Raw genomic sequence first — 25,065 nt, forward strand, 5'->3', positions numbered from 1 at the left:
CCAGTTACCCTGTCCGCACCCTCCCACAGGCCAATCTGGCAACACGAATTATGGAAGATTACAATAAAGTTATCGAGTCGCTGGGCGTCCGATACATCAAGGCGAAAAACCTTGTGCTGCACCAGCCCTTTACTGTGCGCAATTCTTATGATGTAGGCAACAACCTCATACTATTACACAAAGGCCACATCACCTTCGGCGAAGATGAGATGGTGGTGGAAGAAGGCGAAATGCTCTTCATCCCCGGGGGCCGGGCCACCCGCGTGAGCTACGGCGAAGACCAGAAGAACCGGGTCATCACCAATGACGACCTCATTACCAACAAAGACAAGTTCTTCCACTCCAACGAGGACCTCGACCTGATTGGCGACGCCGACGAAAGCCACAGCTTTGTGAGCTTCGAGGCCAAAGTATTTGATTCGGTAAACTTCTTTGCCTCACTCGATGTGCCGGCCTTCCTTATCAGCGGGCAGCCTAAGCTGGCCAACCTGGTGATTAAAGTAGTAGAGGAAAGCATTCAGGACCTACCTGGCCGCGAACGTCTCATCAACATCTACACCGAGAACATTGTGGTGGAAGTGGTGCGCTACGTGCTGCGCAACAACATGTTTGTGGAGCAGCTGGCCACCAACAGCACTTACTTCAAGGACCCGCGCCTCATCGACCTGTTCAACTACATCAAGGAGAACCTTGGCGGCGACCTCAGCAACAAAGTATTGAGCGGCGTAGCCAATGTGAGCGAGGACTATGTAGGCCAGTATTTTAAAATGTTGACCAACATCAACCCGCAGGACTACATCGAATACCAGCGCATGGAGCGCGCCGTGTTCTTGCTGCGCACTACTAAGAAAAGCATCCGCGACATCGGCAAGGAAGTGGGCTACAAAGACACTGCTTACTTCTGCCGCCGCTTCAAGATGATGTTCGGCATCCCGGCCGGCAAGATGCGCCGCCGCGAGTCGGCCATGAATATCTAAAAGGTTTTAGTTAGCCGTAGTTGACCGTTATCAGGTAACTATGGACGACGGACAATTATAAAAAAGCCCCGCTTCGTACTGACGAAGCGGGGCTTTTTTTTATGCCCTAAAGGCAACCGAGTGGTTTATTCGACGCTACGGGAATCATCGTTTTTTGAACGGTAGCTGCTCTCGGAGGTACGCGAGCCGAAGTCGCCGCCTGGAGTCGACGAGCCGAATCCGGCCCCTGAGCTGCTGCCAGTGTTGCCACTGCCGCTGCCGTAGCTGCTGCCGCTGTTGCCGTAAGCCGCGCCGCTGTCGGAGCGGCCGCTACCACTGTAGCCAGTACGGCTGCTGCTGGAGGCATCCGGTGCTTGGTAGCCGTAGCCCGACCGACGGCCGTAGCTGCTGCCACCCTGACGGCCGTAGCGCGATTCTGATTTCTCAGACTTGCCTTTGCGCGTAGCCAAGTAGCCGATACCTACTGCAAGCAGAGCACCGCCCACAATCTTCTGGGTAGTAGTGAGGTCGCCTACACGGGTAGCGGCCCGGGAGCTCCAATCTTTTACGCTTTGGGGGAGCTGATTTACACTGTTAAGTACGCCTGAGTCCTCAATCCATTTTCTGCCGCTTTCCAGGGCCGTGTTGAGCACGTTATCGCTTTGCTGACCTTCGCCCTGGCTGCCACTCTGCTGGTCGGTTTGGTCACTCGAGCTGCCTAGAGCGCCAGCTACGCCTTGCGAAGCTGCGCCACGGGCAGCACCTGTTTTGCGGGTAGAGCCCGCGCCAGCCGTATCAGCACCAGTGAAGCCTGGGCTACCAGTGCTAGTACCAGCATTTTGAGCGCGAACATCGTCACCGGGCATGGGGCTACCGGGTTGGTTTTGTTGGTTATCCATAGTGAAAGAAAGGAAATGAAAGTGGAAAGGAAATTGGTCTGCAGTGAGTAAGCTGCAGGCACTTTTATTCGTAAGTCGCCCACTATTAGTTGCATTAACCCTCAATATTTTAAAGCTAAACCATAATGTTGGGGGCTGACTATAGTCTACGAACCCAGGTGATTTTTGCGTTTAATACGGTTTGCTGAAATCCTGACAATATTATGGTGCTAACCAAAACAACCTGCCAGTTCGCAACTAAGTCCTCTTATAAACGCTGGTTACCTGCAGCACAAAGGCGGGCGTAGTCGTGCTCTAACGGGGGCATATTGCCACTAGCCGGGCAGTGCCTTGGTGCTTCAGTACAGGCAGACGGTGAAAGGGAGCACCGCTGGAAAGTAAGGGCGGTCGTCTGCAGTCGGTAGTAAGCAGGAGCCGGCCATTGGGCAAGGCCGTAGCAGTTGCTAGGCCCGAGGCGGCTTGGGTTGCGAATGCTTCGGCAAAGGCCGGAGCACATGGTTGGGGTTGGCGAGCACCACACGGCGGGCTTCTTCCCGCGCTTCTACCTCGTACTTGTTGTGGTAGTAGCCCACGCGCGCCGACTCCACTAGGTATTTCCAGAGGAAGGGCAGCAGGCCGTGCTCCTTGAACTGCCGCAGGTGCACCAGCTCGTGGGCTACCCATTCGGCATCGGCCAGAAACTCCTCCCGGGTGGCCCCGCTAAGGTGTACCGTTTGGCCGACGACCATGGCCACGCGCTGGCTGCGCAGCACCATGCAGGCGATGCGGGCGAGCGGCGAGCGAGTCCAAGTTCTAGGGCTTTGCATGGAGATAAGATATATAAATATTTTGGGCGAGCTAATACGTGGTTCAGCCTAACACAGTTGCAAGACGATAAAATATTATAAGTTGATTGATTTGTGTTTAACAAAGAAAATTTGAGTTTTTTCGTTTTTAAATGCTGAGGTTATAAAAAGTTAGGCCTAGCTTTACCCTAAGGTACAAGTCATAGTCAATATAAATTACTGAATACTGGCTCATTTTTCAACCTCTTCTCTCGGCTAATACTAGCCTTGCCTATCGCCTAAGAAACCTACTAGCCGGCTCTTTCTACCGCTCACAGAAACCCGGATTTTTGCTCCCCTAACGACGGATAATGAAACATAGCATTCTGTATTGCCTCGCTGCCGGCTCGCTGGCCCTCTCCTTCTTCTTCGAAAGCTCACCCGATGCTTCGATTACGGCCCGTGCCACTGTGGCGCCTGTCGTAGCCGAAGCATCACTGTTTTCGGACCTGATGATGGACGAGCCCGCCTTAGATATTCCGACTCTTGCCGCCGCGCCTGCAATTACAAGGGCTGCCTTGCCCCGCACCAAGCTTGGCGGCGAGCCCACCGCCGCCGAACTGGCCGCTGCGCGCGACTCGTTGGTTTATAACTACTACGCCCAAACCCTTGGCCTGCGCCTGGCTTTCGACGAAAACAAGGACCTGCTGCGCACCGTGACCGACTGGATTGGGACGCCCTACCGCTACGGCAACAATTCGCGCCAGGGCACCGACTGCTCGGGCTTTGTGACCCGCGTATTCCGCGAAGTGTACGGCATCACACTGCAGCGCTCTTCGCGCTCCATGTTCTCTTCCACCAAGCACATTGCCAAAAGCGAAGTGAAAACCGGCGACCTGGTTTTCTTCCGTCGCGGCAAAGGGCCGATTTACCACGTGGGCATCTATTTGAAGGACGGGAAGTTTGCCCACTCCGCCACCAATGGCGGCGTGATGGTGAGTTCGCTAAAGCAGCCTTACTACCAGCGCAACTTCTACGCTGCCGGCCGCGTGCGAGCGGCCGAGCAAGCTGATGCCTCAGACAACTAAGGCTCTCCTGACCTGAAAGCAAGCAAAGCGTCTGGCCCCGGTGGCCGGGCGCTTTTTTGTTGTGGCTCTAGCCATGAGTTCAGGCACTGCTATTCTGTGATGAGTAATTACCGAGATGCCCGCCTGCCGTGCCGGCAACACCGCTCTGACCAACCCGCTCAAGGGCTGCTTGCCGAACGCAGTAGTCTGATAAAGGAGCTAAATGTCAGATAATAAGACACAAGGCTGCAGGCTGTCAGTAGCAGGAAAGCCATAGTGCCACGAGTTAATTTTAAATGAATGTGATGAAAAAGGTAGCCCGGACAAAGGCTTTTGCGTAAAGCACTTTTCGAGGCCTACGCCTTGTCCCTTTCACCCTTCCTTTCTAAACTTTCTTTATGGACTCTCAAATTGAACAGCAGCTCGAAAAAATCATGCCCGAAGACCTGGCGCGTACTTTTGAAAGCGCTTACTACGTACTGTTTCAAGGCCAACATGAGCACATGGACGACCTGCTAAAGAACGGCGCCGTGTTGTTGCGTAAGGCGGCTCAGCGTTTCACACCTACCCAAATGGTGTTGGGTGTTGCTGCGCTAGCCACGGTAGCCATTGTGCTCATCGGACGTGAAATGCACAATGAACAAGAAGAGGGCGAAGCCCAGGATATCAGCAAGCAAGACGAAAAACATCAGTTGGCCGGTGCCGGCGAAAAAGGCAACGGCAACAAATAGTCGAGCCAGCAATGCACAAAAAAGCCGCTTCCAAGGAAGCGGCTTTTTTGTGCATTGGCAAGGCGGGCATCAGCGAATTTCAACCACCACCGGCACTACCAGGCGCACGGCTACGGGCTGGCCATTGTGGCGACCGGGCTCGAAGCGTGGCAGGCGCAACGCGGCGGCTAGCACGGCCTCGTCGGTGGGGCGGCTGATGCTTTTGAGCATGATGGGCCGCGTAACGCGGCCATCGGGCTCCACCACGAAGCTGACCTGGCCGTTGCCGTTGGTGGCCCGCTCGGGGTAAATGATGCTCTCCTGCAGGGCGGTTTGAATAGCAGCCGGGTCATTCCGGCCGGGCAGGGTAGGCATTTGCGCCACTCGGGTATACACCTGGTGCTCCGGCACGGGCGGGGCAGTGCCGCCCTGCGGGGCGGGCGGCTGAAAGTAGATGTTGAGGGTCTGGTACACGGCCACGGGCTGGTCGTCGTAGCCCAGCGCGGGCTGCCAGCGGGGGAGGCTGCGCACGAGGCGCAGGGCTTCCTCGTCGCAGCTGGGGCAAAGTGGGGTAACTACTTCGCTAGCGCCAATGCGCCCGTCGGATTTTATCACAAACCGCACCGCAACGTGGCCCTTAAGGTCGCGGAGCTTGACCTCGGCGGGCGTGGCGCGGTTTTTCTGCAGGTACTGCTCCAGGGCCGCCTCGCCGCCGGGGAACTGGGCCGGGCGCGTGACTTCGGCAGCTGCATACACGTGGCGGGGCGACAAGAACACCACGGGCACACTGAGCAGTACCGGCACAGGCTGGCCAGCGTAGCGCCCCGGCACAAGGCGCGGCATGCGCCTGACGGCGTCGAGGGCGGCGCCGTCGCAGGCCGGACTCAGGCTTTTTACCACGGCGGCTTGCCGGGGCACGCCACTCACGCCAACCACCACGCGCACCACGACGTGCCCTTCGGTGCGGCCTTCGAGCACCTCGGCGGGCATTTTCACTAATTTCTGGATGGCTTTTACCAGGGCCTGGTTGCCGCCGCCGGTGGGCAAAGCAGGCATTTGCTCTACGTAGCTGAACACCTGAGTAGTGTCGGCGGGGTAGGGCGTGTAGGATTGGGCCGTGGCGAAATTAAAAAGCACCGTGAGCGGCAGCAGAAACATTGTTCCTACTAAGCGCTGCAAAGACCAACGACTAGAAAGGTGAAGGAGCGAGGGAAAGCAGGTGCTCATGCCACAAATTTATTATTCCTCTTATAGAAGGCTTTGCTGGATGGGGACAACTACTTACTACGAAAGAAAGAAGCAGGGGTGGACCTGTAAAAGCAAGTTTAGTAGACTCAAGCTTACTTGCCCTGCAGCGTCCATGCCGTGGGCACGCGCGGGTGCTGCTCCTGGGCCGAGCGCAGGAATACCAGCTCGTCGAGCTGGCCCACGCGCCAGGTTTCCAGCAGGTTGTTATAAAAAGGCGAGCCGGGGTTGCCGCTCTGGCCACCGGGGTACACGCCATAGGCCTGCACCTGGGGGCCTAGGGCCACCACCATGCGCCAGGAGGGGCCGTTGCGCTCGGAGGTGGCGTTCACGATGCCTGCGCCGCCGCCACAGTCCACATCCAACTGCCCGAAGCCGGGTAGGCGGGCCAGGTGCAGAATGTCGGTGCTCTTTTGGGCGGCCCAGCGCCATTTCGGGCCGAGCGGGCCAAACTTGCGCGTGAGGGAGTCGGTAGCGAAGTTCAGGCTTTGCCGGGCCAGCTCCGGAAGAGTCTCGTGGTGGGGAGTACGGCGGTCGTCTATCCAGGGGCTGTTGTCCTCCTTCAAAATGAGGTTGTTGGTACGGTCGCGGGCCGGGTAGCGCATTTCCGCGCCGGTCACTTTGGGGCTGAAATCGTCTTCCCAAATGCGTTTTACCAGGTTGTTGTACCAAAGCTCAAACAGACTGGGGCCGATGGCATCGGCGTCGTAGAAGTAATTCCACTTTCGCAGCTCGCCCAAGGCTTTTCCGGCCGGCGAGTTGGCATCTGTGCCGCTTGCCAAAGCCAACAGACGCGGCAGCATAAGCTGGGCGTTGAGATTAAGGTTGTCGTTTTGAAGAAGGCGCAGGCTGTCGGGCGTGACCTGCGTCATCTGAGCCAGGCGCTGGTTGATGCGGTGGCCGCGCTCGTAGCTGGCAAAGTCCCAGTTGAGGTAATACGGATAGTTGGGGCCGGCCGAAAACTGGTTGGCCGAGCTCACAAAACCGCGGGCTGGGTTCTTGAGGTGGGGGTTGTGACTGGCCGGTATCCAGCCCTGCCAGTCGTGGGTCGGGCTGGTGCCGTCGAGCACAAACTTGCCCTGGTTGCGCCATTTCAGCGGGAAGTGACCGTTGGGCCAGATGGCAATGTCACGCTCGTTGCTGGCAAAAATGAAATTCTGGGCCGGTGCGCCGTAGTGAGGCAGCGCTGCAACATAATCCTGGTAGTTGCGGGCGCGGTTGAGCAGGTAGAAGGCCTTTACCTCGTTGCCGCCGTCGTGGGCTGTCCAGCGCAGGGCGCGGGCAATGGGCGTTTGGGCGTTGAAGGGCTTTTCGGGGCGGTCGTATACTATCGGGCCGTGGTGGGTATATAATACGGTATCGAGTCGGTCGGGCTGGCCGCGCACCTTAATGCGCTCCACCACCCGGCGGATGGGCTTCCAGCGGCCGTCGTGCCAATACTCGTGCTGGGTGCGGTCGCGAAACTTCAACTGATAGAAGTCGAGCACGTCGGCGGCTACGTTGGTCACGCCCCAGGCCACGTTTTCATTGAACCCTATAATAACCACGGGCGCGCCGGGAATGGTGACGCCGTACACGTTCACCCCGGGCGCATGCAGCTGCACCTGATACCAAATGCTGGGTAGGTTGAGCTGCAGGTGGGGGTCGTTGGCCAGCAGCGGGTAGCCCGAGGCCGACTTGGCACCACTCACGGCAAAGTTGTTGGAGCCCAGTTCAGCATCAGGTTCTGCCTGTAGCACGTTGGCCGAGTAAGCGGCTTGGAAATCGGCAGGCGTGGGCGGAAGCGGCACCGGCTTAAAGTCCAGGGGCGTGCCCGTGGGCACAATGGGGTCTTCGCGGGTGGGGTAGTCCGGAAACAGGTCCTTCACCACGGCCTTGCCGTATTTGCCCAGGATGTTGCTCATGCGCAGGTCGTCGCTGCGTCCGCTCAGGTCCCAGGCCATAAGCTGCAGCAGCAGGGCGCATTTCAGCGGCTTCCAGGGCTCAGGGCGGTAGTCGAGCAGCTTGTACTCGAAGGGCAGCGTGGCGGGCGTGAGCTGGTCGATGTAGGTGTTGATGCCACGGGAATAGGCCCCCAGCACGACGCGCGTAGTGGGGTCGGCCAGCATCTTCTGCGCCGAGCGCTCGGCTCCAAAGGGCAGGCCCATGCGCCGCTGAAAACGGTCGTATTCGAGGGCTTTGTCGCCCACAATCTCCGAAATGCGGCCGGCGGCTACGTGGGTCTGAAACTCCATCTGCCAGAGCCGGTCGCGAGCCGTGAGGTAGCCCAGGGCGAAGTGCAGGTCGGCGTCGTTTTGGGCGAAGATGTGGGGCACGCGGCGGTCGTCGTAGCGCACCGTCACGGGTTGCTGCAGGCCGGGCAGCGCCAGCGTCTGCTGGGTCGGGAAATCACTCGGCCGCTCGCCATTTTGCCAAAAGCCTCGGTAGGGACTTAGCAGCTTGCCGAAGGGCGGCACATCGCCGTGCTTTGTGTTTAGCGCCCACACAAGGGTGAAGCTCACGGCCAGCGCCAGTAGGGCTTTTATCATTTAGCAATCAGCAGTTATCATTCAACAATCAACCAAATGAAGGAGCCGGCAAATAACAACAATGCGGGCAACCATCAGCTGTTTGAGCACCAAAGCGCTCAATTGTTAAATGCTAATTGCTAAATGTCAAATGAAAAATTACCGAAGGGCTACCTCGCGCACCAGCCCGCCGATGCCCCACATCATGAGCTGTTTCCGGACGGCTTCGGCTTCGGGGCGCTCGCCGAAGTTGCCCACGAGCACGCGGCTGCGCTGCCGACCGTCGAGTAAGTACTGCGACACCATCACCTGCATTTCGGGCAGCAAGGTCTTGATGCGGGCCTGCACCGTTTGGGCATTGGCAGCATCCACGAAAGAGCCCGCCTGAATCAGAAAGCCCGTGGGGCAGTTCACTAATTCGGTGGCGGCCGTCTCGGCGGCTTTGGTGGCGGGGGAGGCAGCAAGCAAGGCCGGCTGGGCGGTGGGCTCAGCAAGCTCCTCTTCGTCGGGCACCGAGTAGGTGGTGAAGGCTGCGTCGGGGTCGGGGTCGGCGGCGTAGAGGTCGGCCAGGTTATCAGGGGTGATGGCCGGGCCCAGGGGCGTCTCGGTTTCCACCACTTCGGCCACTACGGTGGCAGCGCCACTCTCGGTGATGCCCAGGGGGCGGGCGGCAATTTCCGAAAGGTCGATGATGCGCTGGTGGCGGAAGGGGCCGCGGTCCGTGACACGCACTACTACCGACTTGCCATTCTTCACATTCGTAACCCGCAAGCGGGTGCCGAAGGGCAAGGTTTTGTGAGCGCAGGTGTACTTAAACCGGTTGAAGCGCTCGCCGCTGGTGGTTTTTTTTCCTTGAAAGTAGCTGCCGTACCAGGAGGCCCGACCGCGCAGCACCGTAGTGCCGTTTGAGGTCGGCTCAGTGACTGATTTGGTGTTGCCGGGGGAGGTGGTGGCATGCGCCGGAGCGCTCAACAAAGTCAGCAATAGAAATAGAACGCTGGAAAGGACGGGTACTTTAAAGGGAATGGATAAAATCATGCTTTTCGCCGATGGTGAGCAGAACAAACATAGCCCCGCCCCCGGGGCGATGCTAAATCTTACACCACACCTACTAACCCAGTTAGGTTGAAAATTGTCCTTTTCCGCTAAAACTTGCATTTAATTCATTCATTTGCTAGTATAAAAAGCAGCCGTCAGGCGACGTCAAAGTATATTTCGCGGAAATCCGACCAACTCGTTGCGTCGGTGCCGGAATTAGATTATGCAGTACGTGTAAAATTTGGGCATCGGCGGCCTAACTTCCTCGGAAACCCGTTTGCATAATTGCCAGTTTTGTCGTAAGGGCAGTAGTGAGCTGCAAGGGGGTAGCCGTACCTTTGCCACATGGATTTTGGCCGCCTGCCCGACCTGCGCTACGTCGATTTTCGACTCCCACCTGACCACCCCGAAACGGCGCGGGTGCTGGCCCGTGCCCGCCCCAACCAGCCCGCGCCGGTAGGCCTGCGCGTGGGCTGCCCTATCTGGACCAACAAGGAGTGGCTGGGCACGTATTTCCCCGCCGGCATCAAAGAGCCCGACTACCTGCACTACTACGCGCAGCAGTTCAACAGCATCGAGCTGAACACGACACACTACCGCATTCCCGATGCGGGCACGGTGCGGCGCTGGCGCGAGGCCGTGGGGCCGGGCTTCAAGTTTTGTCCCAAGCTGCCCCGCAGCATCAGCCACGACCGAGAGCTGTTTCAGGCCGATGACCTGGTTGTGCCCATGGCCCGCGCCTATGAAAGCCTAGCCGACAACCTAGGCTGGGCCTTTCTGCAACTGCCGCCACATTTCGGGCCCGAGCACCTGCCCCGCCTCGAACGGTTTCTGCTCGACTTTCCGGAAACCGTGCCGCTGGCTGTGGAGCTGCGCCACCCGCGCTGGTTTGCCGACCGGGCCCTGGCCGATGCCGTGTACGCCACGTTCGAAGCCCTCAACAAGACGCTGGTGATAACCGACGTGGCCGGCCGGCGCGACGTGCTGCCCATGCGCCTGACCACGCCCGTAGCCTTCATCCGCTTCAATGGCCACGGCCTGCACAGCACCGACTACCAGCGCGCCGATGCCTGGGCCGAACGCCTGGCCGCCTGGGTGGCCCAGGGCGTACACGACATTTACTTTTTCATCCACCAGAAAGACGTGCGCCACGCCCCCGTGTTGGCCACTTATTTCCTGGACAAGATGCGGGCGCTCACGGGCATAGTGGTGCCGCCACCGTTCATTATTCCCCAGCAGGTACAGGGGAATCTGTTCGGGTAAGAAGCAGCGGCCCCAGAATTTGCCATACGTTCTCGGCCAGAACTTTCTGGCCCGCCGCGTTGGGATGCACGCCGTCGGCAAGGTTCAGGTCGCGGCGACCGAGCACGCCCTGCAGCAGGAAGGGCACGAACGGCAAACTGTTTTTATCGGCCAGGTTGCGGAACAGGGCCTTGAACTCGGTGGCATAGTGGGCCAGGCGGTGGCCGCCCAGCGGACCCAGGTCGAAGGGGAACTCCAGGCCGGCCAGCACGATTTGCGCTTCCGGGTACTGCCGCCGCACCGCATCGATGATGAACTGCAGGTTCTGGGTGGTTTCCCGCACGGGGATGCCCCGAATGCCGTCGTTGGCCCCCAGGGCGAGCACGAATACATCGACGGGGTGCCGGGCCAGCACCGAGGCGAGGCGCTGCCGCCCGCCGGCGCTGGTTTCGCCGCTCACTCCGTAGTTGTAGGCTTTATAAGGAAGCTGCTGCTCGTCGAGCCGCCGCTGGATAAGGGCTGGGAAACTGGCAGGGGCGGGCAGGCCATGGCCCGCGGTGAGGCTGTCGCCAAAGAAGATAAGATTTTTCATAGGATGCTGTTAAAACAGCATCAAGGCCGTTTTCGTGCCCTTTAAGTTTAAGCTGTAGGCCACAAGCTCCAAGTTGAGTTTCCCCTGCAACTTGCAGCTTGCAGCTTCCGCCTTGTAGCTCTGATAAGCCTACTCCACAACCTCGAGCACGGTGCGGAAGGATACATACTGGCCAGCGAAATGAGCTTCCATGTCGGCGCGCAGAGCGGGCGCGCACACGCGCTGGTACTCTTCCAGCTGCTCCACACTGATGCAATAGTACTGGGCGGCGTAGGTGATGCCGTTGTCTTCTTCATTGAGCAGGCGGCAGAGCTGGCTTTTCAGGAAAAAGCCGGTTTCCATCACCTCAGGCATATGGGTGGTGCGCATGTAGTCCAGCCACTGGTCGGCCACGGCGGGCTCAATGCTGCTGGTAACGTTGTAGAGAATCATAATTCGGGCAAATAGTGAGGGAGTGAAATGGTGATTTTGTGAAAGGGAAGCAAAGGTTTCGTTCACGCAGAGTGCGCAATTTGAATAACAACGACACCGCCTTACCTCTCACCATCTCACCGCATCAGACGCGCATAGAGTCGAACTGAAAATCGGTAATACGGGCTTGAATGTCTTTAGGCGAAAGTTTTTCGGCAGCTGCGACCTGGGCCAGAGCCGGAAGTTCGGCGTCGCCGGCCAAGCGTAGGCTCAATATTTGACTAAGACTGAGTTGTTTCTCTAAGGCAGCAAACCGCTGACCGCTGACTTCAAAATACCGTTGGCGCACCTCAAGTCGGCAAATGCGGTCTTGCAGCTGCAGGGCGTAGTGCTGCCGCAGCATGATAAGTCCTCCTAGGCCGATAATGGCCAGCGCCGCTACGCTGAACCAAAGGCGGGCAATTTGGTCGTCATCGCCCGCCACTTTGGTGTAGCGCAGAATCGTGTAGCCCGCCATAAGCAGGGCCAGGGGCACCAGCACAAAATGGTGCCAGGGGTAGTACATGGTGGTGTTTTTGGTGGGGGTGGCCATGGGCAAGGAATAAGTAGCAGGGGTGAAAGGTAAAGCAGGCCGGCGGAAGCGGTCAGAAAAAAGCCCCAGTTGCGGCTGGGGCTTTTGGGTTTCGATGCAGGCGTGCTATCGGGCTTTTTCTAGTTCCTTGGCGCGGCGCTTTTCGGCTTTGGCCAATTCTTTGGCGGCCTGCTCTTGCTTATGGGCTTCTTTGGCGGCTGTGCGCTGCTGTTTGAGTTGCTCTTTCTGGGCACGCTCTTGCTCGCGCTGCTCCTTGAGCTGGCGTTTCAGGTCTTTCTCGTTGTTGGCCTGGGCCCGAAGCTGTTCTTTGGTGTCGCGAACGGCTTGTTCGCTGGATTTGGCTTGCCGCTGCTGCTGCTCGTAGGCAGCTTTGGCTTCGCCGGCCCGTTGGTTTTGCTGCTCGGGGGTGAGCGGCACGGCGGTGGGGTCGGTGGTCGTGGTGGGGGCAGGCATCGGCGCAGTTTGAGCTGACGCTGCAGTGGCAAACGAAAGGGCGGCTAAGAGCGCGCCACTAAGGATAAGATTTTTCATGATAAGCGTTAGGAATCAATAGAGTAATGATTAGCCCCTGAAACGCAAGCGGTGGCCGGAAGTTGAATCGACGATAACTTCAGTAGTTTAAAACGGGTAGTAATTTACTTGTGCTGGTTCTTTTTACTCGCTAATACATTATGAACGAAGTTTATATCCGTCCAGCAACGCTTAATGACCTTGAGGCACTCTTGCGTTTTGAGCAAGGTGTAATTGCGGCAGAGAGGCCGTTTGACTCAACCCTTCGCGAAGACCCCATCAGCTACTACAACCTGCCCGAGCTACTTGCCAGCCCCCGGGCAGTATTACTGGTGGCCGAACGCCGGCAGCAAATTGTGGGCTCGGGCTACGCTCGCATTCAGCAAGCCAAGGCCTACCATAAGCACACGGAATATGCCTATTTGGGCTTCATGTATGTTGAGCCGGGCAGTCGCGGGCAGGGCATCAACGGCCTGCTTATGGAAGCCTTCAAGCAGTGGGCCGCCGCACAGGGCCTCACGGAGCTACGCTTGGAGGTGTACGCCCACAATCAGCCTGCCTTGCGGGCCTACGAGAAGGCTGGCTTTGCAGCGCACATGCTGGAAATGCGGCTAAGCATATGAGTGAGCGAGCAAGTGGGCAAGAGCTGATTATTCCACATAGTCCAGGTCTTTGCCGTAGCTCTCGGGCAGGGTGCTTACGGCCCAGAAGGCAATGAGCAAGGACACGCCCCCCAGGATGGCCGCGCCGGGCACGAAGCCGAACTGGGCACTCAGGAATTTGAAGGCTGGCACCAGCAACACCACCGAGCCGCGGGCAAAGTTGGGTGCTGTGGTGGCCACCGTGGCCCGGAGGTTGGTGCCGAACTGCTCGGCTGCCACCGTCACGAACAGCGCCCAAAACCCCACCGACATGCCCAGCACGAAGCACACGCCATAAAACACCTTTGGCGTGGCGCCCTGGATGGCGAACAGGTACACCGCTACCATGGCGGCGCAAAAGGCCAGAAACACCAGCAGGGCCTTGTTGCGTGAGCGCCAGAGCTGGCTGAGCGCCCCGCTTAGAAAGTCGCCAAAGACGAGCCCGAAGTAGCACCAGAACACCGCCAGCCCCGCCGTGACTTCGCCCGTGAGGCCTAGCTCGCGCCCAAACTCCGGCGCCAGCGTTACCAGAATGCCCACCACAAACCATAGCGGCACCCCAATGAGCAGGATGCGCAGGTACTTGCCAAAGCGGGCGCCGTTGGTAAACAGACTGAGGAAGTTGCCACGAACCACTTCCGTCTGGGCCTGCACCTGCTGAAACATGCCCGACTCGAACACGCTCACGCGCAGCAAGAGCAGCGCCAGGCCCAGCCCGCCGCCCACGAAGTAGGCGTTGCGCCAACCCAGTTTTTCGCCCACCCAGTAGGCCAGCATGGCGCCGCTCACGCCCACCGTGGCCACTACCATGGTGCCATAGCCGCGTTTTTCCTTGGGCAGGCTTTCGCTCACCAGCGTGATGCCCGCACCCAACTCGCCAGCTAGCCCGATGCCAGCAATGAGCCGCAGCCAGGCGTATTGCTCTACCGAGGTCACGAAGCCATTGGCCAGGTTGGCCAGCGAATACAAGAGAATGGAGCCGAACAGCACCGAGAGCCGCCCGCGCTTGTCGCCCAATATTCCCCACAGAATCCCCCCAAGCAGCATGCCGCCCATCTGCATGTTTATCAGGAACAAACCTTGGTTAGTCACCTCTGCTTTATCGATGATGCCCAGGTCTTTAAGACTCTGGACGCGCACAATGCTGAAGAGAATCAAGTCGTAGATATCAACGAAGTAACCCAGCGCCGCCACGATGACGGCCGCAGAAAAAACATTGACTTTCGTGGTTTGAGTGGCTTGCATGGCGAAATGTAGCGCGGACGCGGAGAATGCGCTGCAATACTCAGCATCAAAGCAGACCGTTGCGCAGGCATGACACCGACAAGGGCGATAGCTAGCAAGATTTCTCTTGCTTCGGAAAATGCGCTGTGCGCTCCGTCAGTACGGGCAAGTCCGATGCCCTCAAGCATGGCTACGCTGACTATTGGTCGCAGCGCATTAGCCGGGAGTATTGGTTGTGTACTGCTTCTTTAGCTCAGAGAACCGCCTAATGGACCTCGTTTCCTATACTTAGAAGTGGGCACTGAGCTAACTGTACCGCTAGTTCGGAAGAGGACTTGCCTTCTAGCGCCAGCAAGGATTCATAAGGGTCGCCTGGTAGGTCAAGCAGGAAAGCAAAAGCGGGCTCTGTTTTCAATCCCTGCTGTTTGAGGTGTTGCACCGTCCTGCGCCAAGCTTCGCTACCTGCCTGTAAAATAGCCTGCTCCACCACGAGATGGCGGTAGGCATACTGCTGCGTAGTGGGCAGCGCTTGGCCGAACACTTCTATAACTACACCTGCGTAGTGAAAGCTCCCCACAATGGCCTCATGCCCCCTGCTGCTCGTGGGCCCTAGTTGGAAGCCAGACAAGTTTCCGTAGTGGTCTTGCAACAACTGCTCAAAGAACGCTTGGCGTGGGAGAGTGACCTCGCAGATAATATCTATATCACTAGTTGGCACATCTATAGCCAGCGGGATAGTACCGGCTAGTACCGGGTCGAAACCATACAGGGTAGGCCAGAGCGCGAGTTCCTCCAAGAGCACATAAGCGTGCTGTTGGCAGAGATTGCCCTTTTTCAAATACTGCAGGTCTTTCCAATCATTCATTAGGCTCACTGCTATTATTTAGCGACGACCGTGCTGCTATCCAGATTGACGCACTGGCTGCTTAGTCACCTAGCGCTGGGCTCTTTTCTTCAACGCCGCTTGGATACTCTTCACTACCAATAGAAGCGTTCTGCTTCAAGAACAGCCGCTGGCGCAGCCACCGGGCGTGGGACCGTCCTCTACCTGCACGGTGCTGTGGTGAATGTGGAACTCGGTTTCCAGGCCCTTGGCCAAGCGGGCCAGCCACGCGGCATCGGCGCCGCCGGGGCGCACGAGGTGGGCGGTAAGGGCCGTGTCGTGGTCGCCGCTGCTCAGGCTCCACACGTGCAGGTCGTGCACGCTCACCACGTCGGGCTGGCTCAGGAGGAAGGTTTGCACGGCCGCCAGGTCGATGCCGTTGGGCACGGCTTGCAGGCCCAGACGAACGGTGTCGCGTAGCAGGCTCCAGGAACTGACGGCAATCAGGCTCAGAATAATGAGGCCAATGACGGGGTCGAGCCAGGTCCAGCCGGTTAGCATTACCAAGCCGCCGCCTGCTACTACGCCCACGCTCACGAGCATGTCGGTAACCATGTGCAGGTAGGCACCGCGCACGTTCACGTCACTCTTTTGCCCGTGCCGGAACAACCAAGCCGTGAAGCCGTTGATGAGTACCCCGAGGCCCGCCAGCAGCATTACCGTGGTGCCGTTCACGGGGGCCGGGTGGCGAAAGTGGTCGATGGTTTCCCAGAGGATGAAGCCCAGCGCGGCGTAGAGCAAAGCAGCGTTCAGTAGCGCCGCCTGAATGGTAGCGCCTTTGTACCCATACGTGTAGCGGCTAGAGGAGCGCCGGCCAGCCAGCCAGGCGGCGCCCCAGGCCAGAGCCAAGCTCAGCACATCGCTCAGGTTGTGGCCCGCGTCGGCGAGCAGGGCCGCCGAATTGGCCGCTAGGCCGCCAATGGTTTCGGCCACCACGAAGCCCAGGTTGAGGGCAATACCGGTGGCGAAGGCCGCGCTGAAGGCGCCCCCGGGCGGTGGGGCCGCATGCGCGTGGCCAGCGTGGCCATGCGAGTGATGGGCGTGGTCGTGAGGCATGAAGGAAGCACGTAGTACTGTCGCAAGAACGCAACAGCCGCGCAATCGGTGCAGTTTGTGCCTTTGCTACGGAGCAATTCAAAATTAATTCTAACAGTGGTGGTTGCCAGCGCCTCTTTAACCAAATTCTGCCGCGTCAGCTTTGTGGGCCCGCAGGCATAACTTGGTGCCGCCTTGGCTGCCCCCATACCGGCGCATCTGGAGAAACGCCCGGCAGTAAAGCTGCGTCTGCGCGCGTTCGCGGTGGGTGAGCAGTTCCTCTCGCAGAAGAGCCGCGGACGAGGAGGGTGTTAGCACCGGGTCTGCTTTCGCCGGGAGCACAGCACCTTGAAAAAACGGATTGAACACAGCCGTAAATCCTCCCTGCAGCCCTATCTATACACTTGCCAGCGTATTAAATCATGTCTCAAAGCACAAAAAAAGCTGAGCAGTCAATGTAGACTAGCTCAGCTTTAGAAGGTTCTTGATGTGAGCCGGACTAGCAAACTGGCTCCGATTAGGCAATGGCTCTAGGCCAGCACGCAGTCCTGCAAAATCAACTCATTATTGAGGAAGGTAGCTGCGCGGGTGCCACTAGCAGCCGCTAGAATTGCCTGTTGGTAGGGGCCAGTCATGTCGCCCACTGCAAAAACGTTGGGTACACTGGTTTGGCCGGCATCGTTTACCTCCACATACACGTTGTCGGCCGTGAAATGGCAGCCCAACTGCTTGGCTAGGTCGCTGCGCTGGCGTTGCACAGGGCGCACAAAGAGGGCGTCTACCGCTTGGCGGCTGCCATCCTCAAATAATACGGCCCGCAAGCACTTGGCCGTGCCGTCGATAGTTTTTACGGGCGTTTCGAGCACGGCAATGCCCAGCAGAGCCAGGTGCTCGCGTTGGGCCGGAGCAAGGTCGGCGGGTCCGTCGGTGCACAGCGCCAGACGGGGGGCCCAGTGGTGCAGGTGCACGGCCTGCTGGTAGCCGCTTTCGCCACGGCCATACACGGCCACTTGGCTGTAGCGGGCTTCCCAGCCGTGGCAGTAGGGACAGTGGTAGACGCCCCGGCCCCACAGCTCGGCCAGGCCCGGCACGGCGGGCAGCTCGTCGACGACGCCGGTCGCCAGTATCAGCGCAAGGGCCGACACCTCGGCGCCGCTACTGAGGGTCAGCTCGCAATGACCAGCAGCCGATACGCGGGCTTCACGGGCCTGGTCTGCGCAAATTTCTACCTGGTAGGGCCGCAATTGCTCCCGGCCGATGCGCAGCAGCTCCTCAGGGGCTGCACCGTCGCGCGTAAAGAAGCTATGGGAGTGGAAGGCCGGAGCATTGCGGGAGGGACCGCCGTCGAGCACCAGCACGCGGCGCCGCGAACGTCCAAGCACCAGGGCAGCACTAAGGCCGGCATTGCTAGCGCCCACGATTATCATGTCGTAATGAGCCGCAGTCGGCCGGGGGATTCTACGCATAACGGATAAGAGTTGCAGAAAAGATTAGTTGATAGCGAGTGCAGGCAAAGGCAGGAATAAGTCTCCTTCACCAAGTATTCGGGAAGCAAACTCCGGCACTGAGCCAGAGTTCGCTTCCCGAAGGCCGATAGAAACAGGGCAGCGGTTACTGCACCGTCACAGGGAAGGTTACTTCCACATCGGTATCGCCGGGAGTTTCCGAGCCGTTCTTGCTGCCGGGCTGGTGGCGCAGGGTGATTTTCAGCGTGCCGGTGCCGGCCGCATTGGTAATTACCTGCGTAGTGAGGCCAATTTCCAGGTTCTTCTTGTCGCGGTCGGTGCGCGTAATGTTGAGCAAGCTGGCGGGCGTGCCCTGATAGATGAATAAGTGCTCGTCGCTCTCTTCTGCTACTTCTTTGGTGATGTCAGTCACCGGGGTCTTGGTCTCGTCGAGCAGGGTAATGGCGCCGGTATAAGTGGTATTAGCCCGCAGGTTCAGAGTGCCAATGGTGGGGGCGTTGCCGCCGGCTCCGTCCAGGTCGCGCCAGGTTACGGTAGCAGTGCCGGCACCAGCGGTGGTGGGCGTGAGCACATACGTCACGGTCGTGATTTGCTCGTTGTCTTCTTCGGGCTCTGGGTCTTTGTCTTTCTTACAGGCCGAAAAAGCGAGCGGAAAAGCCAGCAGCAAAGCAGCCAGGCGGAAGCGGGATTGGAAAATAGTCATGGGAAGAAAAGGTGAAAAATGAAAAGATGTGGAGAAGGTGAAAAGTTTAGTTTTTGGAAGTGCCGAAGGCGAGCGGCACGCGCAACCGCAGCGTCACGTTGCGGCCTATTTCGTCGAGGAAATAGCGGTAGCGGTTGAGGTAGTCGCGGTAGCGCTGGTCGAGCAGGTTGGTGCCGGTCAGGCTGATTTCCAGCGGAGTGCGGGGTCCCAGCTGCAGCGTGCCACCGAGTTCGGCACCAAGCAGCCAGTAGCCGGGCGGTGGGTCTTGGTAATCGCGCTGGTCATTGTCGCGGGGCACGCGGGTTTGGCGGCGCACGCCCTGTGCTCCGAGCTGCGCATAAAAGCCCCGCACGCGGCGCGCCGCGTTGCGGGCCCCGTCGGCTTCGTAGCGCAGCCAGCCTTCGAGGCGGTCGGCGGGAGCTAGAATGAGGTAATCGTCCCGGCGCAAATCCCGTTCTACCACCGTGGCTGCCTTCGCGCCCAGCGTGAGGGGCCGGGCCACCCGGTAGGCCAGCAGCAGGTCGAGCCCTTGGAAGCGAGCGTCGGTTTGCTGAAAGCGGTAGGAGGGAAACAGCCCCCGGATGTCGAGCACGGGCGGAATAGGCGTCTGGAAAATGTAGTTCCGGATGTGGGTCTGGTACAACGTCAGCTCCCCGTTGAGGCGCGGGTGGTCGTGCCAGCTCATGCTGAACGCCGCCGACCGGGCCGTTTCCGGGCCCAGGCCCGGCGTGCCGGGCGGCCGGGTGATGTCGTAGCCCTCTTCGTAAATGCCGTTGTGTACACCCTGGCTGGCGCGCTCGTTGGCGGCCGGTGCCCGTTGCAGCAGGCTGGCATCGGCCCGCAGCGTCACGTGCGGCCCCAGCTCCCGGGCTATTCCGGCCGACAGCGCCGGCGTGGTGAACGCAAAGCTTTCCTCAACAACGGCGAAGGCACCACTCGCGCGGGTAGGCCGACGGGTTTCGAGGTAGCGGCGGTCGAGGCGCAGCCCGGTTTCCAATAGCCAGGGGCCCGGCCGCCAGTGCCCCAGGGCATAGGCCCCCCCGCCCAAGTTGGTGAAATAGGGGATGAAGTAGCGGCTGCCCGGCCGATATGTATTGTCCTGGTAAGAGCCACTCAGGCCCAGCTCGCCGCTGAAATCGCCGTGGGAATGGGGCTCCCAACGCAGGTCGGCGGTACTGGTTTGGTTGCGGTAGTCCAGCTCCGGCAGGTTTTTCCGGGCCACGTTTTCATTACGAGGTCGGTACTTGTCGTACTCGCCCCGGCGGTCGGCCTGCTGGGCCAGCGTCAGGTTCAGGCGTCCGCCCCAGCCGTTCAGCCTGTAAAAGCTATTGAGCTTAAATAGCGTGTGCTGAATTTCCTGGTAAGGCCGGTCCAGCGCATAGGTGAACGTGGCCGGCAGCGGCGCCACCGAGCCAGTGCGGGCGGTGAGGTTCCAGTTTTCCGGCACCGGATACAGGCCGAGCTGGGCGTTGTATTGGCTCACAAAGGCCTCCACCCCCCAGCGCTCCCGCTGCCAACCCACGGCGCCGGAGTAGTTGTACTCCGCCAGGGCCGACGAGCTTATCCAGTAATCCGGTGTGCGCGAAAGCCCGGCCCGCCGCACCGTGCCTTGAACCCGCCAGGCGAGCGAAGACAGCTTAGCTGGCGAGCCCTGCACCGTGGCCGACAAGGCGCCCAGCCCATTGTTGGAAGCCCCCACCGCGTGCACCTCGCCCGTTGTGCCCGCTGAGTCAGGCAGCGCAGCCGGCTGCACCAGCACCACCCCACCAATGGCATCGGCCCCGTACCGAACACCGGCCGCGCCCTTCACCACTGTCAGCTGCGAAGCCACGAAGGGGTCAATTTCCGGCCCGTGGTCCTGACCCCACTGCTGGCCTTCCTGCCGCACCCCGTTGTTGAGCAGGGCCACGCGGTTGGAATGCAAGCCGTGAATCATGGGCTTGAACACGTTGGGCCCGGTTTGGATGGCCGAAACCCCGCTCACTTTCAGCAAGGCTTCGCCCAAGGTCTGGCCGCGGGTAGCCGCCAGGTCGGCGCCACTCAGGGCTGCAGTGGCTTGGGTGTTGGGTGGCGCCGGGGCATGCCCGCGCACTATCGCGCCCTGCAGCATCACCGCATCGGGATGTAGCTGGAAGTTGCGTACCACAGAACTCATCACCCGCACTTCGATGGTTTCGGAGCGGAAGCCCACGAAGCTCACCTCGAGGTGGTAGGTGCCGGCGCACACGTGGAAGTGGTAGTTGCCGTAGGGGTCGGCGGCGCTCACTTCACCTGTTTCCAACAGCCGGGCCGTAGCGCCAGGCAGCACCACGCCCGACTCGTGGTCGGCCACGCGGCCAGCCAAAGCCAAGGTGCAAGTGCTTGGTGTCAAAGTATCTTGCGCCCGAACCGGCAGGGCCATTAGCCCTGTCATTACCATCGCCAGCCATACCGCAACGCGGCCAGCCAAGCAGAAAATTACCCTCATGAAATAAATGAGCAGCGCCGCACAACGGCGACATAAGCGCAAGCTAGCCCCCAGACCGCGGCAGGGTCAGGGCAAAGCATCGCTTTAAAATTAGGAAAAGCCGGGAGCCGCTATGCGGCCGGCGGACCCCGCAGTTGGGCCGGTTGCCGGGCAATCCAAGGCGCAGTGGCCGTGGTAGGCACGGGGGCCATCGCAAAGCACGGTTGGGCCGCCGGCTGGGGCAGCAACACGGGCAGATTCAACAGAAACGGCACATCGTAGAAGTGCTCTACCGGACAGTGCTGATGCTGGGCGCTAACCAAGGCCTTGCCCTTGCTCCGAAAAGCCGGGGCTTGGGCGGGTTCTTCCGTGGTGTGGGTGTGGGCATGCAAATCCAATACCCACGTCTCGGGCAGCAGCGTCCGCGTGAGGCAGAGCAGCAGGAGCAGGGCGATATGGGAACGCAGGGCGGACACGGGTGCAAAGATGCGAGGAAAGAAATAAAACGCGTCGAGGAGAATCTTTTTCAACCACGGTCGTTTAAGAACAATTCAAAGAGGCGAGCTTTTACGTGGCCTGTCCAGTGTCTTTGCCTCAAGCGTCTCAAGCGCAATCTTTTGTGATAATTACAACAATCTCCGACCTATCTGTGCAGTACGACGAAGCCTTGGGCTTGCTGCGCATTGAGTGGGCTTCGGGCCAGGACATGCGAATCTTCCGGACCAGTGCCGAGCAGGTTTTAGCGTTGGCTCGGCAGTTACAAACAAGGTATATCCTATTGGACATGAATAGTTTTCCGGACATATCGGTTTATGACCAGGTCTGGATGGGTTCAAACTGGATGCCCGAGCTGGTGAAGCTGCCAATCGAGCGCCTGGTTTTGGCGATTAACCGCCGCCGGGTGCACAATCAGCTGGCCGTCGACTCCCTCATTGCAACCGCGCGTCCGCTTATCAAATTTGACATCCAGTTTTTTTTGACAACCGTGCCTGCCCTGCATTGGCTTTGCGATTATTCTCCTCGTCTGCCAATGTTGCTGGCCGAGTGGAACGCCGTGCACGGACCCAACTTGCCCTCGGCTTCGGGTAATACAGCCGAGTCGCCAACCTTCTATCGGTCCCTCAACTAGGTCCGTTGTCGGTCTTGCCGCTGTCAATCTGACAGCGCCCCTCCCGTTGGAACGTCCTTTGAATGCCGCTCGGTCTGCGGCTCGCGGCCCTGTGCCCGGCCATTCCGTCTGCATTCAACCGTTTCCCTATTCAATTATCATGCAAGAAACCGGCTCCATCTCCATCCACACCGAGAACATCTTCCCCATCATCAAGAAGTTCTTGTATTCCGACCACGAGATTTTCCTGCGGGAACTGGTCAGCAACGCCGTCGATGCCACCCAGAAGCTCAAAAGCCTGGCCCAGCTGGGCGAGTTCAAGGGTGAGCTGGGCGAGCTGAAAGTGCGCGTGACCGTGGACAAAGAAGCCCGCAAAATCACGATTTCCGACCATGGCCTGGGCATGACGGCCGAGGAAATCAAGAAGTACATCAACCAGATTGCCTTCTCCGGCGCCACCGAGTTTGTGGAGCAGTACAAGGACAAGGACGCCGCCACCAAAGACCAGATTATCGGTCAGTTTGGCTTGGGCTTCTACTCGGCCTTCATGGTGGCCGAGCAGGTTGAAATCTTCTCGCAAAGCCACCAGGAGGGCACTGAAGGTGCCCACTGGACCTGCGACGGCAGCACGTCGTTTACTATCGAAACCACCGAGAAGGCCGAGCGCGGCACCGACGTGGTGCTGCACGTAGCCGCCGACTCCGACGAATTCCTGGAGGAAGCCCGCCTGCGCACCATCCTTACCAAGTACTGCAAGTTCCTGCCCATCCCGATTGAGTTCGAGGGCGAGGTTATCAACCAGACCACGCCCATCTGGACCAAGCAGCCCTCGGAGCTGACCGATGAGGACTACAAGAAATTCTACCAGGAGCTCTACCCCATGAGCATGGAGGAGCCCCTGTTCTGGATTCATCTGAACGTGGACTACCCGTTTAACCTGACTGGTATTCTGTACTTCCCCAAGGTGAAGGACGAACTGCAGTTCCAGCGCAACAAGATTCAGCTCTATTCGCGCCAAGTGTTCATCACCGACGAAGTGAAGGACGTGGTGCCCGAGTTCCTAATGCTGCTGCATGGCGTCATCGACTCGCCCGATATCCCGCTGAACGTGTCGCGTAGCTTTCTGCAGGCTGATGCTGCGGTGCGCAAAATCAACACTTACATCACCAAGAAAGTAGCCGACAAGCTCAGCAGCCTCTTCAAGCAGGACCGGCCCGGCTACGAGGAGAAGTGGAACGACATTGGCTTGTTCGTGAAGTACGGCATGCTCTCCGATGAGAAGTTCTATGAGAAGGCCAAGGACTTCGTGCTGCTGAAAAACGTGGACAACAAGCTGTTCACCCTCAACGAGTACACCGAGCACATCCAGGCCAACCAGAAGGACAAGAACGACAGCACCGTGGTGCTTTACACCAACGATGCCGAGCACCAGCACAGCTTCGTGGCGGCTGCCCAGGAGCGGGGCTACGACGTGCTGAACTTCGACCACGTACTAGACCCGCACTTCGTGGGCCAGCTGGAGCAGAAACTGGAGAAAACCAGCTTCAAGCGCGTCGATGCCGACACGGTGAGCAAGCTCATCGAAAAAGACAGCACCACCGAAAGCGTGCTGAGCGAAGATGAGCAAACCAAGCTCACCGACCTCTTCAAGTCGGCCATTGCCAACGAGACCATGCACGTGAAAGTGGCTGCTCTCTCGCCCCAGGACGCGCCCGTCGTCATCACCCAAAACGAGTTCATGCGCCGCATGAAAGACATGCAGCGCACCGGCGGCGGAGGCGGCATGCAGATGTTTGGCGCCTTCCCCGAATCGTACGACGTGACAGTGAACGCCAACCACCCCATAGCCCAGAAAGTGCTGGCCGATGGCGGCAGCGGCGAGAAGCTGGCCAAGCAAGCCTTCGACCTGGCGCTGCTGGCTCAGGGTATGCTGAAAGGCGAGGCCCTGACGGCCTTCGTGAAGCGCAGCACCGAACTGCTGTAAACAGTAGCGCGGACTTTTAGTCCGCGACCATACGAGAAAAAACGACTGAAGCTTGAGATGCTTCAGTCGTTTTTTTTATGCACTGAAAGGGTTTGTAGCATTGGAGACGCGGACTAAAAGTCCGCGCTACTTCACGTTCCGCGCCACCACAAACATCCTATCCCCAAACCGCCCGGTCATCTTATTCAAGTAATAAGTAGGGTACTGCCCGGCCAGCTTGCCCACCTTCTCCACCATGCTGCCTCCAAGGCGGATATTCTTGGGCGGCTTCACGGGGTTCAGCAGCTCCACCACTTCAAAACCCTGCTTCTTGAGCATCTTGGTTATGGTAGCCGGCGTGAATTCAAAGAGGTGATAAGGCGGGATATCCATCTTGCGCTCTTTGCCCAATAGGCCGTAAGCGGTAAAGCCCAGCCGCACCGTGGGCAGGTTCAACACCGACGGCAGGGCCAACACCAACAGGCCATCGTTCGACAGAATGCGGTGGAATTTGGCCAGCGTGGCGCTGGGTGAGAGCAGGTGCTCGAGCACATCGCCCATATAGGCAAGGTCGAACTGATTTTCGTGGAAGTCCTCGGTGGTTTCGATGTTGCCGGTCACCACGGGTAGCTGCAGCTCGCGGCGGGCAAATTCGGCGGCGTGCTCGGAGATTTCCAGGCCGTGGGTTTCCCAGCCTAGGGCCTGCAGGCTTTTCAGAGTGTAGCCGGGGCCGCAACCCACTTCTAGATAGCGGAACTTGCGGCCAGGGTACTTGGCCAGAACGTAGTTAGTGAACTTGTCGGGCCGGACCTGGTTTAATACATCACGCTTCTGGCCTTCCTCAATGAAAACCACCTCCTGCTGGGTGCGGTCGTAGTTGGGTCGCTCCGTGAAATAGTCCTTACCGTAGAGCCGTTCCAGCTGCGCGGGCGTAGGCTGGGGGTTCAGAAACATCAGGTCGCAGCTTTGGCACTGGGTGCCTTGCAGCTTTTGGCCTTCAAATTCGTAGTAGAAAGGCAGCTTTTTAAATTTGGTGCTGCCGCACAAGTCGCAGGTACGCATG

24 protein-coding genes are annotated in these 25,065 nt (G+C 59.1%); 7 read left to right on the forward strand and 17 right to left on the reverse strand.

The window, feature by feature from the left end:
• The first annotated feature begins 50 nt into the window (after positions 1-50).
• Positions 51-977, forward strand: coding sequence for a helix-turn-helix domain-containing protein (locus ACP7AJ_RS01170; RefSeq protein WP_426058355.1), 927 nt, complete (start codon positions 51-53; stop codon positions 975-977).
• A 125-nt stretch (positions 978-1,102) separates the two neighbouring features.
• Here the strand turns inward: ACP7AJ_RS01170 and ACP7AJ_RS01175 are convergent, their stop codons facing one another.
• On the reverse strand, positions 1,103-1,855 hold the full coding sequence (locus tag ACP7AJ_RS01175) for a hypothetical protein (RefSeq protein ID WP_426058356.1): 753 nt from the start codon (positions 1,853-1,855) through the stop codon (positions 1,103-1,105).
• A 443-nt stretch (positions 1,856-2,298) separates the two neighbouring features.
• On the reverse strand, positions 2,299-2,661 hold the full coding sequence (locus ACP7AJ_RS01180; protein ID WP_426058357.1) for an eCIS core domain-containing protein: 363 nt from the start codon (positions 2,659-2,661) through the stop codon (positions 2,299-2,301).
• 329 nt (positions 2,662-2,990) lie between these two features.
• On the opposite strand from ACP7AJ_RS01180, the gene ACP7AJ_RS01185 reads away from it, so the two are divergent.
• Together ACP7AJ_RS01185 and ACP7AJ_RS01190 are read left to right on the forward strand one after the other, a co-directional pair.
• Positions 2,991-3,707 carry a C40 family peptidase gene (locus tag ACP7AJ_RS01185; RefSeq protein ID WP_426058358.1) on the forward strand — a complete coding sequence of 239 codons (717 nt, stop codon included), beginning with the start codon at positions 2,991-2,993 and terminating at the stop codon, positions 3,705-3,707.
• A 377-nt stretch (positions 3,708-4,084) separates the two neighbouring features.
• Positions 4,085-4,417, forward strand: coding sequence for a hypothetical protein (locus ACP7AJ_RS01190; RefSeq protein WP_426058359.1), 333 nt, complete (start codon positions 4,085-4,087; stop codon positions 4,415-4,417).
• A gap of 69 nt (positions 4,418-4,486) precedes the next feature.
• On the opposite strand, the gene ACP7AJ_RS01195 is transcribed toward ACP7AJ_RS01190, so the two are convergent.
• The 3 genes from ACP7AJ_RS01195 to ACP7AJ_RS01205 all read right to left on the reverse strand — a co-directional run bounded on the left by ACP7AJ_RS01195 (position 4,487) and on the right by ACP7AJ_RS01205 (position 9,186).
• The gene (locus ACP7AJ_RS01195; RefSeq protein WP_426058360.1) at positions 4,487-5,554 is read right to left on the reverse strand and encodes an energy transducer TonB; all 1,068 of its coding nucleotides are present in this window, start codon (positions 5,552-5,554) and stop codon (positions 4,487-4,489) included.
• Positions 5,555-5,736: 182 nt separating this feature from the next.
• Positions 5,737-8,169 (reverse strand): penicillin acylase family protein, encoded by a 2,433-nt coding sequence (locus ACP7AJ_RS01200; RefSeq protein WP_426058361.1) that lies wholly within the window; start codon positions 8,167-8,169, stop codon positions 5,737-5,739.
• Between the two features lie 138 nt (positions 8,170-8,307).
• Entirely contained in the window at positions 8,308-9,186 is an 879-nt protein-coding gene (locus tag ACP7AJ_RS01205) for a septal ring lytic transglycosylase RlpA family protein (RefSeq protein WP_426058362.1), read from the reverse strand.
• Positions 9,187-9,531: 345 nt separating this feature from the next.
• On the opposite strand from ACP7AJ_RS01205, the gene ACP7AJ_RS01210 reads away from it, so the two are divergent.
• The gene (locus tag ACP7AJ_RS01210; protein WP_426058363.1) at positions 9,532-10,449 is read left to right on the forward strand and encodes a DUF72 domain-containing protein; all 918 of its coding nucleotides are present in this window, start codon (positions 9,532-9,534) and stop codon (positions 10,447-10,449) included.
• On the opposite strand, the gene ACP7AJ_RS01215 is transcribed toward ACP7AJ_RS01210, so the two are convergent.
• From ACP7AJ_RS01215 to ACP7AJ_RS01230, 4 genes are all read right to left on the reverse strand, one after another.
• Complete coding sequence (locus tag ACP7AJ_RS01215; RefSeq protein ID WP_426058364.1) at positions 10,412-11,020, reverse strand: arylesterase; 609 nt, start codon at positions 11,018-11,020, stop codon at positions 10,412-10,414. The two genes, ACP7AJ_RS01210 and ACP7AJ_RS01215, sit on opposite strands and share 38 nt — an antisense overlap.
• A 129-nt stretch (positions 11,021-11,149) precedes the next feature.
• On the reverse strand, positions 11,150-11,452 hold the full coding sequence (locus tag ACP7AJ_RS01220; protein ID WP_426058365.1) for a DUF4286 family protein: 303 nt from the start codon (positions 11,450-11,452) through the stop codon (positions 11,150-11,152).
• A 124-nt stretch (positions 11,453-11,576) separates the two neighbouring features.
• Positions 11,577-12,023: a DUF6526 family protein gene (locus ACP7AJ_RS01225; protein ID WP_426058366.1), complete on the reverse strand. Its 447-nt coding sequence runs from the start codon at positions 12,021-12,023 to the stop codon at positions 11,577-11,579.
• 105 nt (positions 12,024-12,128) lie between these two features.
• Complete coding sequence (locus tag ACP7AJ_RS01230) at positions 12,129-12,476, reverse strand: hypothetical protein (RefSeq protein WP_426058367.1); 348 nt, start codon at positions 12,474-12,476, stop codon at positions 12,129-12,131.
• 218 nt (positions 12,477-12,694) lie between these two features.
• On the opposite strand from ACP7AJ_RS01230, the gene ACP7AJ_RS01235 reads away from it, so the two are divergent.
• Positions 12,695-13,156 carry a GNAT family N-acetyltransferase gene (locus ACP7AJ_RS01235; protein WP_426058368.1) on the forward strand — a complete coding sequence of 154 codons (462 nt, stop codon included), beginning with the start codon at positions 12,695-12,697 and terminating at the stop codon, positions 13,154-13,156.
• 27 nt (positions 13,157-13,183) lie between these two features.
• Here ACP7AJ_RS01235 and ACP7AJ_RS01240 read toward each other — a convergent pair whose 3' ends face one another.
• The 7 genes from ACP7AJ_RS01240 to ACP7AJ_RS01270 form a co-directional block, all read right to left on the reverse strand.
• Positions 13,184-14,419, reverse strand: a complete 1,236-nt coding sequence (locus ACP7AJ_RS01240; protein ID WP_426058369.1) for an MFS transporter — start codon at positions 14,417-14,419, stop codon at positions 13,184-13,186.
• A gap of 244 nt (positions 14,420-14,663) precedes the next feature.
• Positions 14,664-15,263 (reverse strand): DUF4269 domain-containing protein, encoded by a 600-nt coding sequence (locus tag ACP7AJ_RS01245; protein WP_426058370.1) that lies wholly within the window; start codon positions 15,261-15,263, stop codon positions 14,664-14,666.
• Between the two features lie 135 nt (positions 15,264-15,398).
• Complete coding sequence (locus tag ACP7AJ_RS01250) at positions 15,399-16,337, reverse strand: cation diffusion facilitator family transporter (RefSeq protein WP_426058371.1); 939 nt, start codon at positions 16,335-16,337, stop codon at positions 15,399-15,401.
• Between the two features lie 509 nt (positions 16,338-16,846).
• On the reverse strand, positions 16,847-17,782 hold the full coding sequence (locus ACP7AJ_RS01255; RefSeq protein WP_426058372.1) for an NAD(P)/FAD-dependent oxidoreductase: 936 nt from the start codon (positions 17,780-17,782) through the stop codon (positions 16,847-16,849).
• A gap of 145 nt (positions 17,783-17,927) precedes the next feature.
• Complete coding sequence (locus ACP7AJ_RS01260; protein ID WP_426058373.1) at positions 17,928-18,485, reverse strand: hypothetical protein; 558 nt, start codon at positions 18,483-18,485, stop codon at positions 17,928-17,930.
• A gap of 46 nt (positions 18,486-18,531) precedes the next feature.
• A complete protein-coding gene (locus ACP7AJ_RS01265) occupies positions 18,532-20,856 on the reverse strand; it encodes a TonB-dependent receptor (RefSeq protein ID WP_426058374.1) in 2,325 nt (774 codons plus the stop codon).
• Positions 20,857-21,062: 206 nt separating this feature from the next.
• Positions 21,063-21,461 carry a hypothetical protein gene (locus tag ACP7AJ_RS01270; RefSeq protein ID WP_426058375.1) on the reverse strand — a complete coding sequence of 133 codons (399 nt, stop codon included), beginning with the start codon at positions 21,459-21,461 and terminating at the stop codon, positions 21,063-21,065.
• A gap of 119 nt (positions 21,462-21,580) precedes the next feature.
• Between ACP7AJ_RS01270 and ACP7AJ_RS01275 the strand changes: the two genes are divergently transcribed.
• Positions 21,581-22,060, forward strand: a complete 480-nt coding sequence (locus ACP7AJ_RS01275) for a hypothetical protein (RefSeq protein ID WP_426058376.1) — start codon at positions 21,581-21,583, stop codon at positions 22,058-22,060.
• A gap of 139 nt (positions 22,061-22,199) precedes the next feature.
• Positions 22,200-24,023, forward strand: a complete 1,824-nt coding sequence (htpG, locus tag ACP7AJ_RS01280; protein WP_426058377.1) for a molecular chaperone HtpG — start codon at positions 22,200-22,202, stop codon at positions 24,021-24,023.
• A 126-nt stretch (positions 24,024-24,149) separates the two neighbouring features.
• Here htpG and ACP7AJ_RS01285 read toward each other — a convergent pair whose 3' ends face one another.
• Positions 24,150-25,064 carry a class I SAM-dependent methyltransferase gene (locus ACP7AJ_RS01285; RefSeq protein WP_426058378.1) on the reverse strand — a complete coding sequence of 305 codons (915 nt, stop codon included), beginning with the start codon at positions 25,062-25,064 and terminating at the stop codon, positions 24,150-24,152.
• Position 25,065: the final 1 nt, after the last annotated feature.

The organism is Hymenobacter sp. B1770, from assembly GCF_049896385.1.
GTDB lineage: Bacteria > Bacteroidota > Bacteroidia > Cytophagales > Hymenobacteraceae > Hymenobacter.

Bases quoted from the DNA above. Each gene is read 5' to 3' on its own strand.
- ACP7AJ_RS01245 (WP_426058370.1), bottom strand. From the start codon at position 15,263: ATGAATGATTGGAAAGACCTGCAGTATTTGAAAAAGGGCAATCTCTGC.
- ACP7AJ_RS01250 (WP_426058371.1), bottom strand. From the start codon at position 16,337: ATGCCTCACGACCACGCCCATCACTCGCATGGCCACGCTGGCCACGCG.
- ACP7AJ_RS01205 (WP_426058362.1), bottom strand. From the start codon at position 9,186: ATGATTTTATCCATTCCCTTTAAAGTACCCGTCCTTTCCAGCGTTCTA.
- ACP7AJ_RS01225 (WP_426058366.1), bottom strand. From the start codon at position 12,023: ATGGCCACCCCCACCAAAAACACCACCATGTACTACCCCTGGCACCAT.
- ACP7AJ_RS01185 (WP_426058358.1), top strand. From the start codon at position 2,991: ATGAAACATAGCATTCTGTATTGCCTCGCTGCCGGCTCGCTGGCCCTC.
- ACP7AJ_RS01170 (WP_426058355.1), top strand. From the start codon at position 51: ATGGAAGATTACAATAAAGTTATCGAGTCGCTGGGCGTCCGATACATC.
- ACP7AJ_RS01200 (WP_426058361.1), bottom strand. From the start codon at position 8,169: ATGATAAAAGCCCTACTGGCGCTGGCCGTGAGCTTCACCCTTGTGTGG.
- htpG (WP_426058377.1), top strand. From the start codon at position 22,200: ATGCAAGAAACCGGCTCCATCTCCATCCACACCGAGAACATCTTCCCC.
- ACP7AJ_RS01180 (WP_426058357.1), bottom strand. From the start codon at position 2,661: ATGCAAAGCCCTAGAACTTGGACTCGCTCGCCGCTCGCCCGCATCGCC.
- ACP7AJ_RS01210 (WP_426058363.1), top strand. From the start codon at position 9,532: ATGGATTTTGGCCGCCTGCCCGACCTGCGCTACGTCGATTTTCGACTC.
- ACP7AJ_RS01240 (WP_426058369.1), bottom strand. From the start codon at position 14,419: ATGCAAGCCACTCAAACCACGAAAGTCAATGTTTTTTCTGCGGCCGTC.
- ACP7AJ_RS01285 (WP_426058378.1), bottom strand. From the start codon at position 25,064: ATGCGTACCTGCGACTTGTGCGGCAGCACCAAATTTAAAAAGCTGCCT.
- ACP7AJ_RS01175 (WP_426058356.1), bottom strand. From the start codon at position 1,855: ATGGATAACCAACAAAACCAACCCGGTAGCCCCATGCCCGGTGACGAT.
- ACP7AJ_RS01195 (WP_426058360.1), bottom strand. From the start codon at position 5,554: ATGTTTCTGCTGCCGCTCACGGTGCTTTTTAATTTCGCCACGGCCCAA.
- ACP7AJ_RS01255 (WP_426058372.1), bottom strand. From the start codon at position 17,782: ATGCGTAGAATCCCCCGGCCGACTGCGGCTCATTACGACATGATAATC.
- ACP7AJ_RS01230 (WP_426058367.1), bottom strand. From the start codon at position 12,476: ATGCCTGCCCCCACCACGACCACCGACCCCACCGCCGTGCCGCTCACC.
- ACP7AJ_RS01260 (WP_426058373.1), bottom strand. From the start codon at position 18,485: ATGACTATTTTCCAATCCCGCTTCCGCCTGGCTGCTTTGCTGCTGGCT.
- ACP7AJ_RS01190 (WP_426058359.1), top strand. From the start codon at position 4,085: ATGGACTCTCAAATTGAACAGCAGCTCGAAAAAATCATGCCCGAAGAC.
- ACP7AJ_RS01215 (WP_426058364.1), bottom strand. From the start codon at position 11,020: ATGAAAAATCTTATCTTCTTTGGCGACAGCCTCACCGCGGGCCATGGC.
- ACP7AJ_RS01220 (WP_426058365.1), bottom strand. From the start codon at position 11,452: ATGATTCTCTACAACGTTACCAGCAGCATTGAGCCCGCCGTGGCCGAC.
- ACP7AJ_RS01235 (WP_426058368.1), top strand. From the start codon at position 12,695: ATGAACGAAGTTTATATCCGTCCAGCAACGCTTAATGACCTTGAGGCA.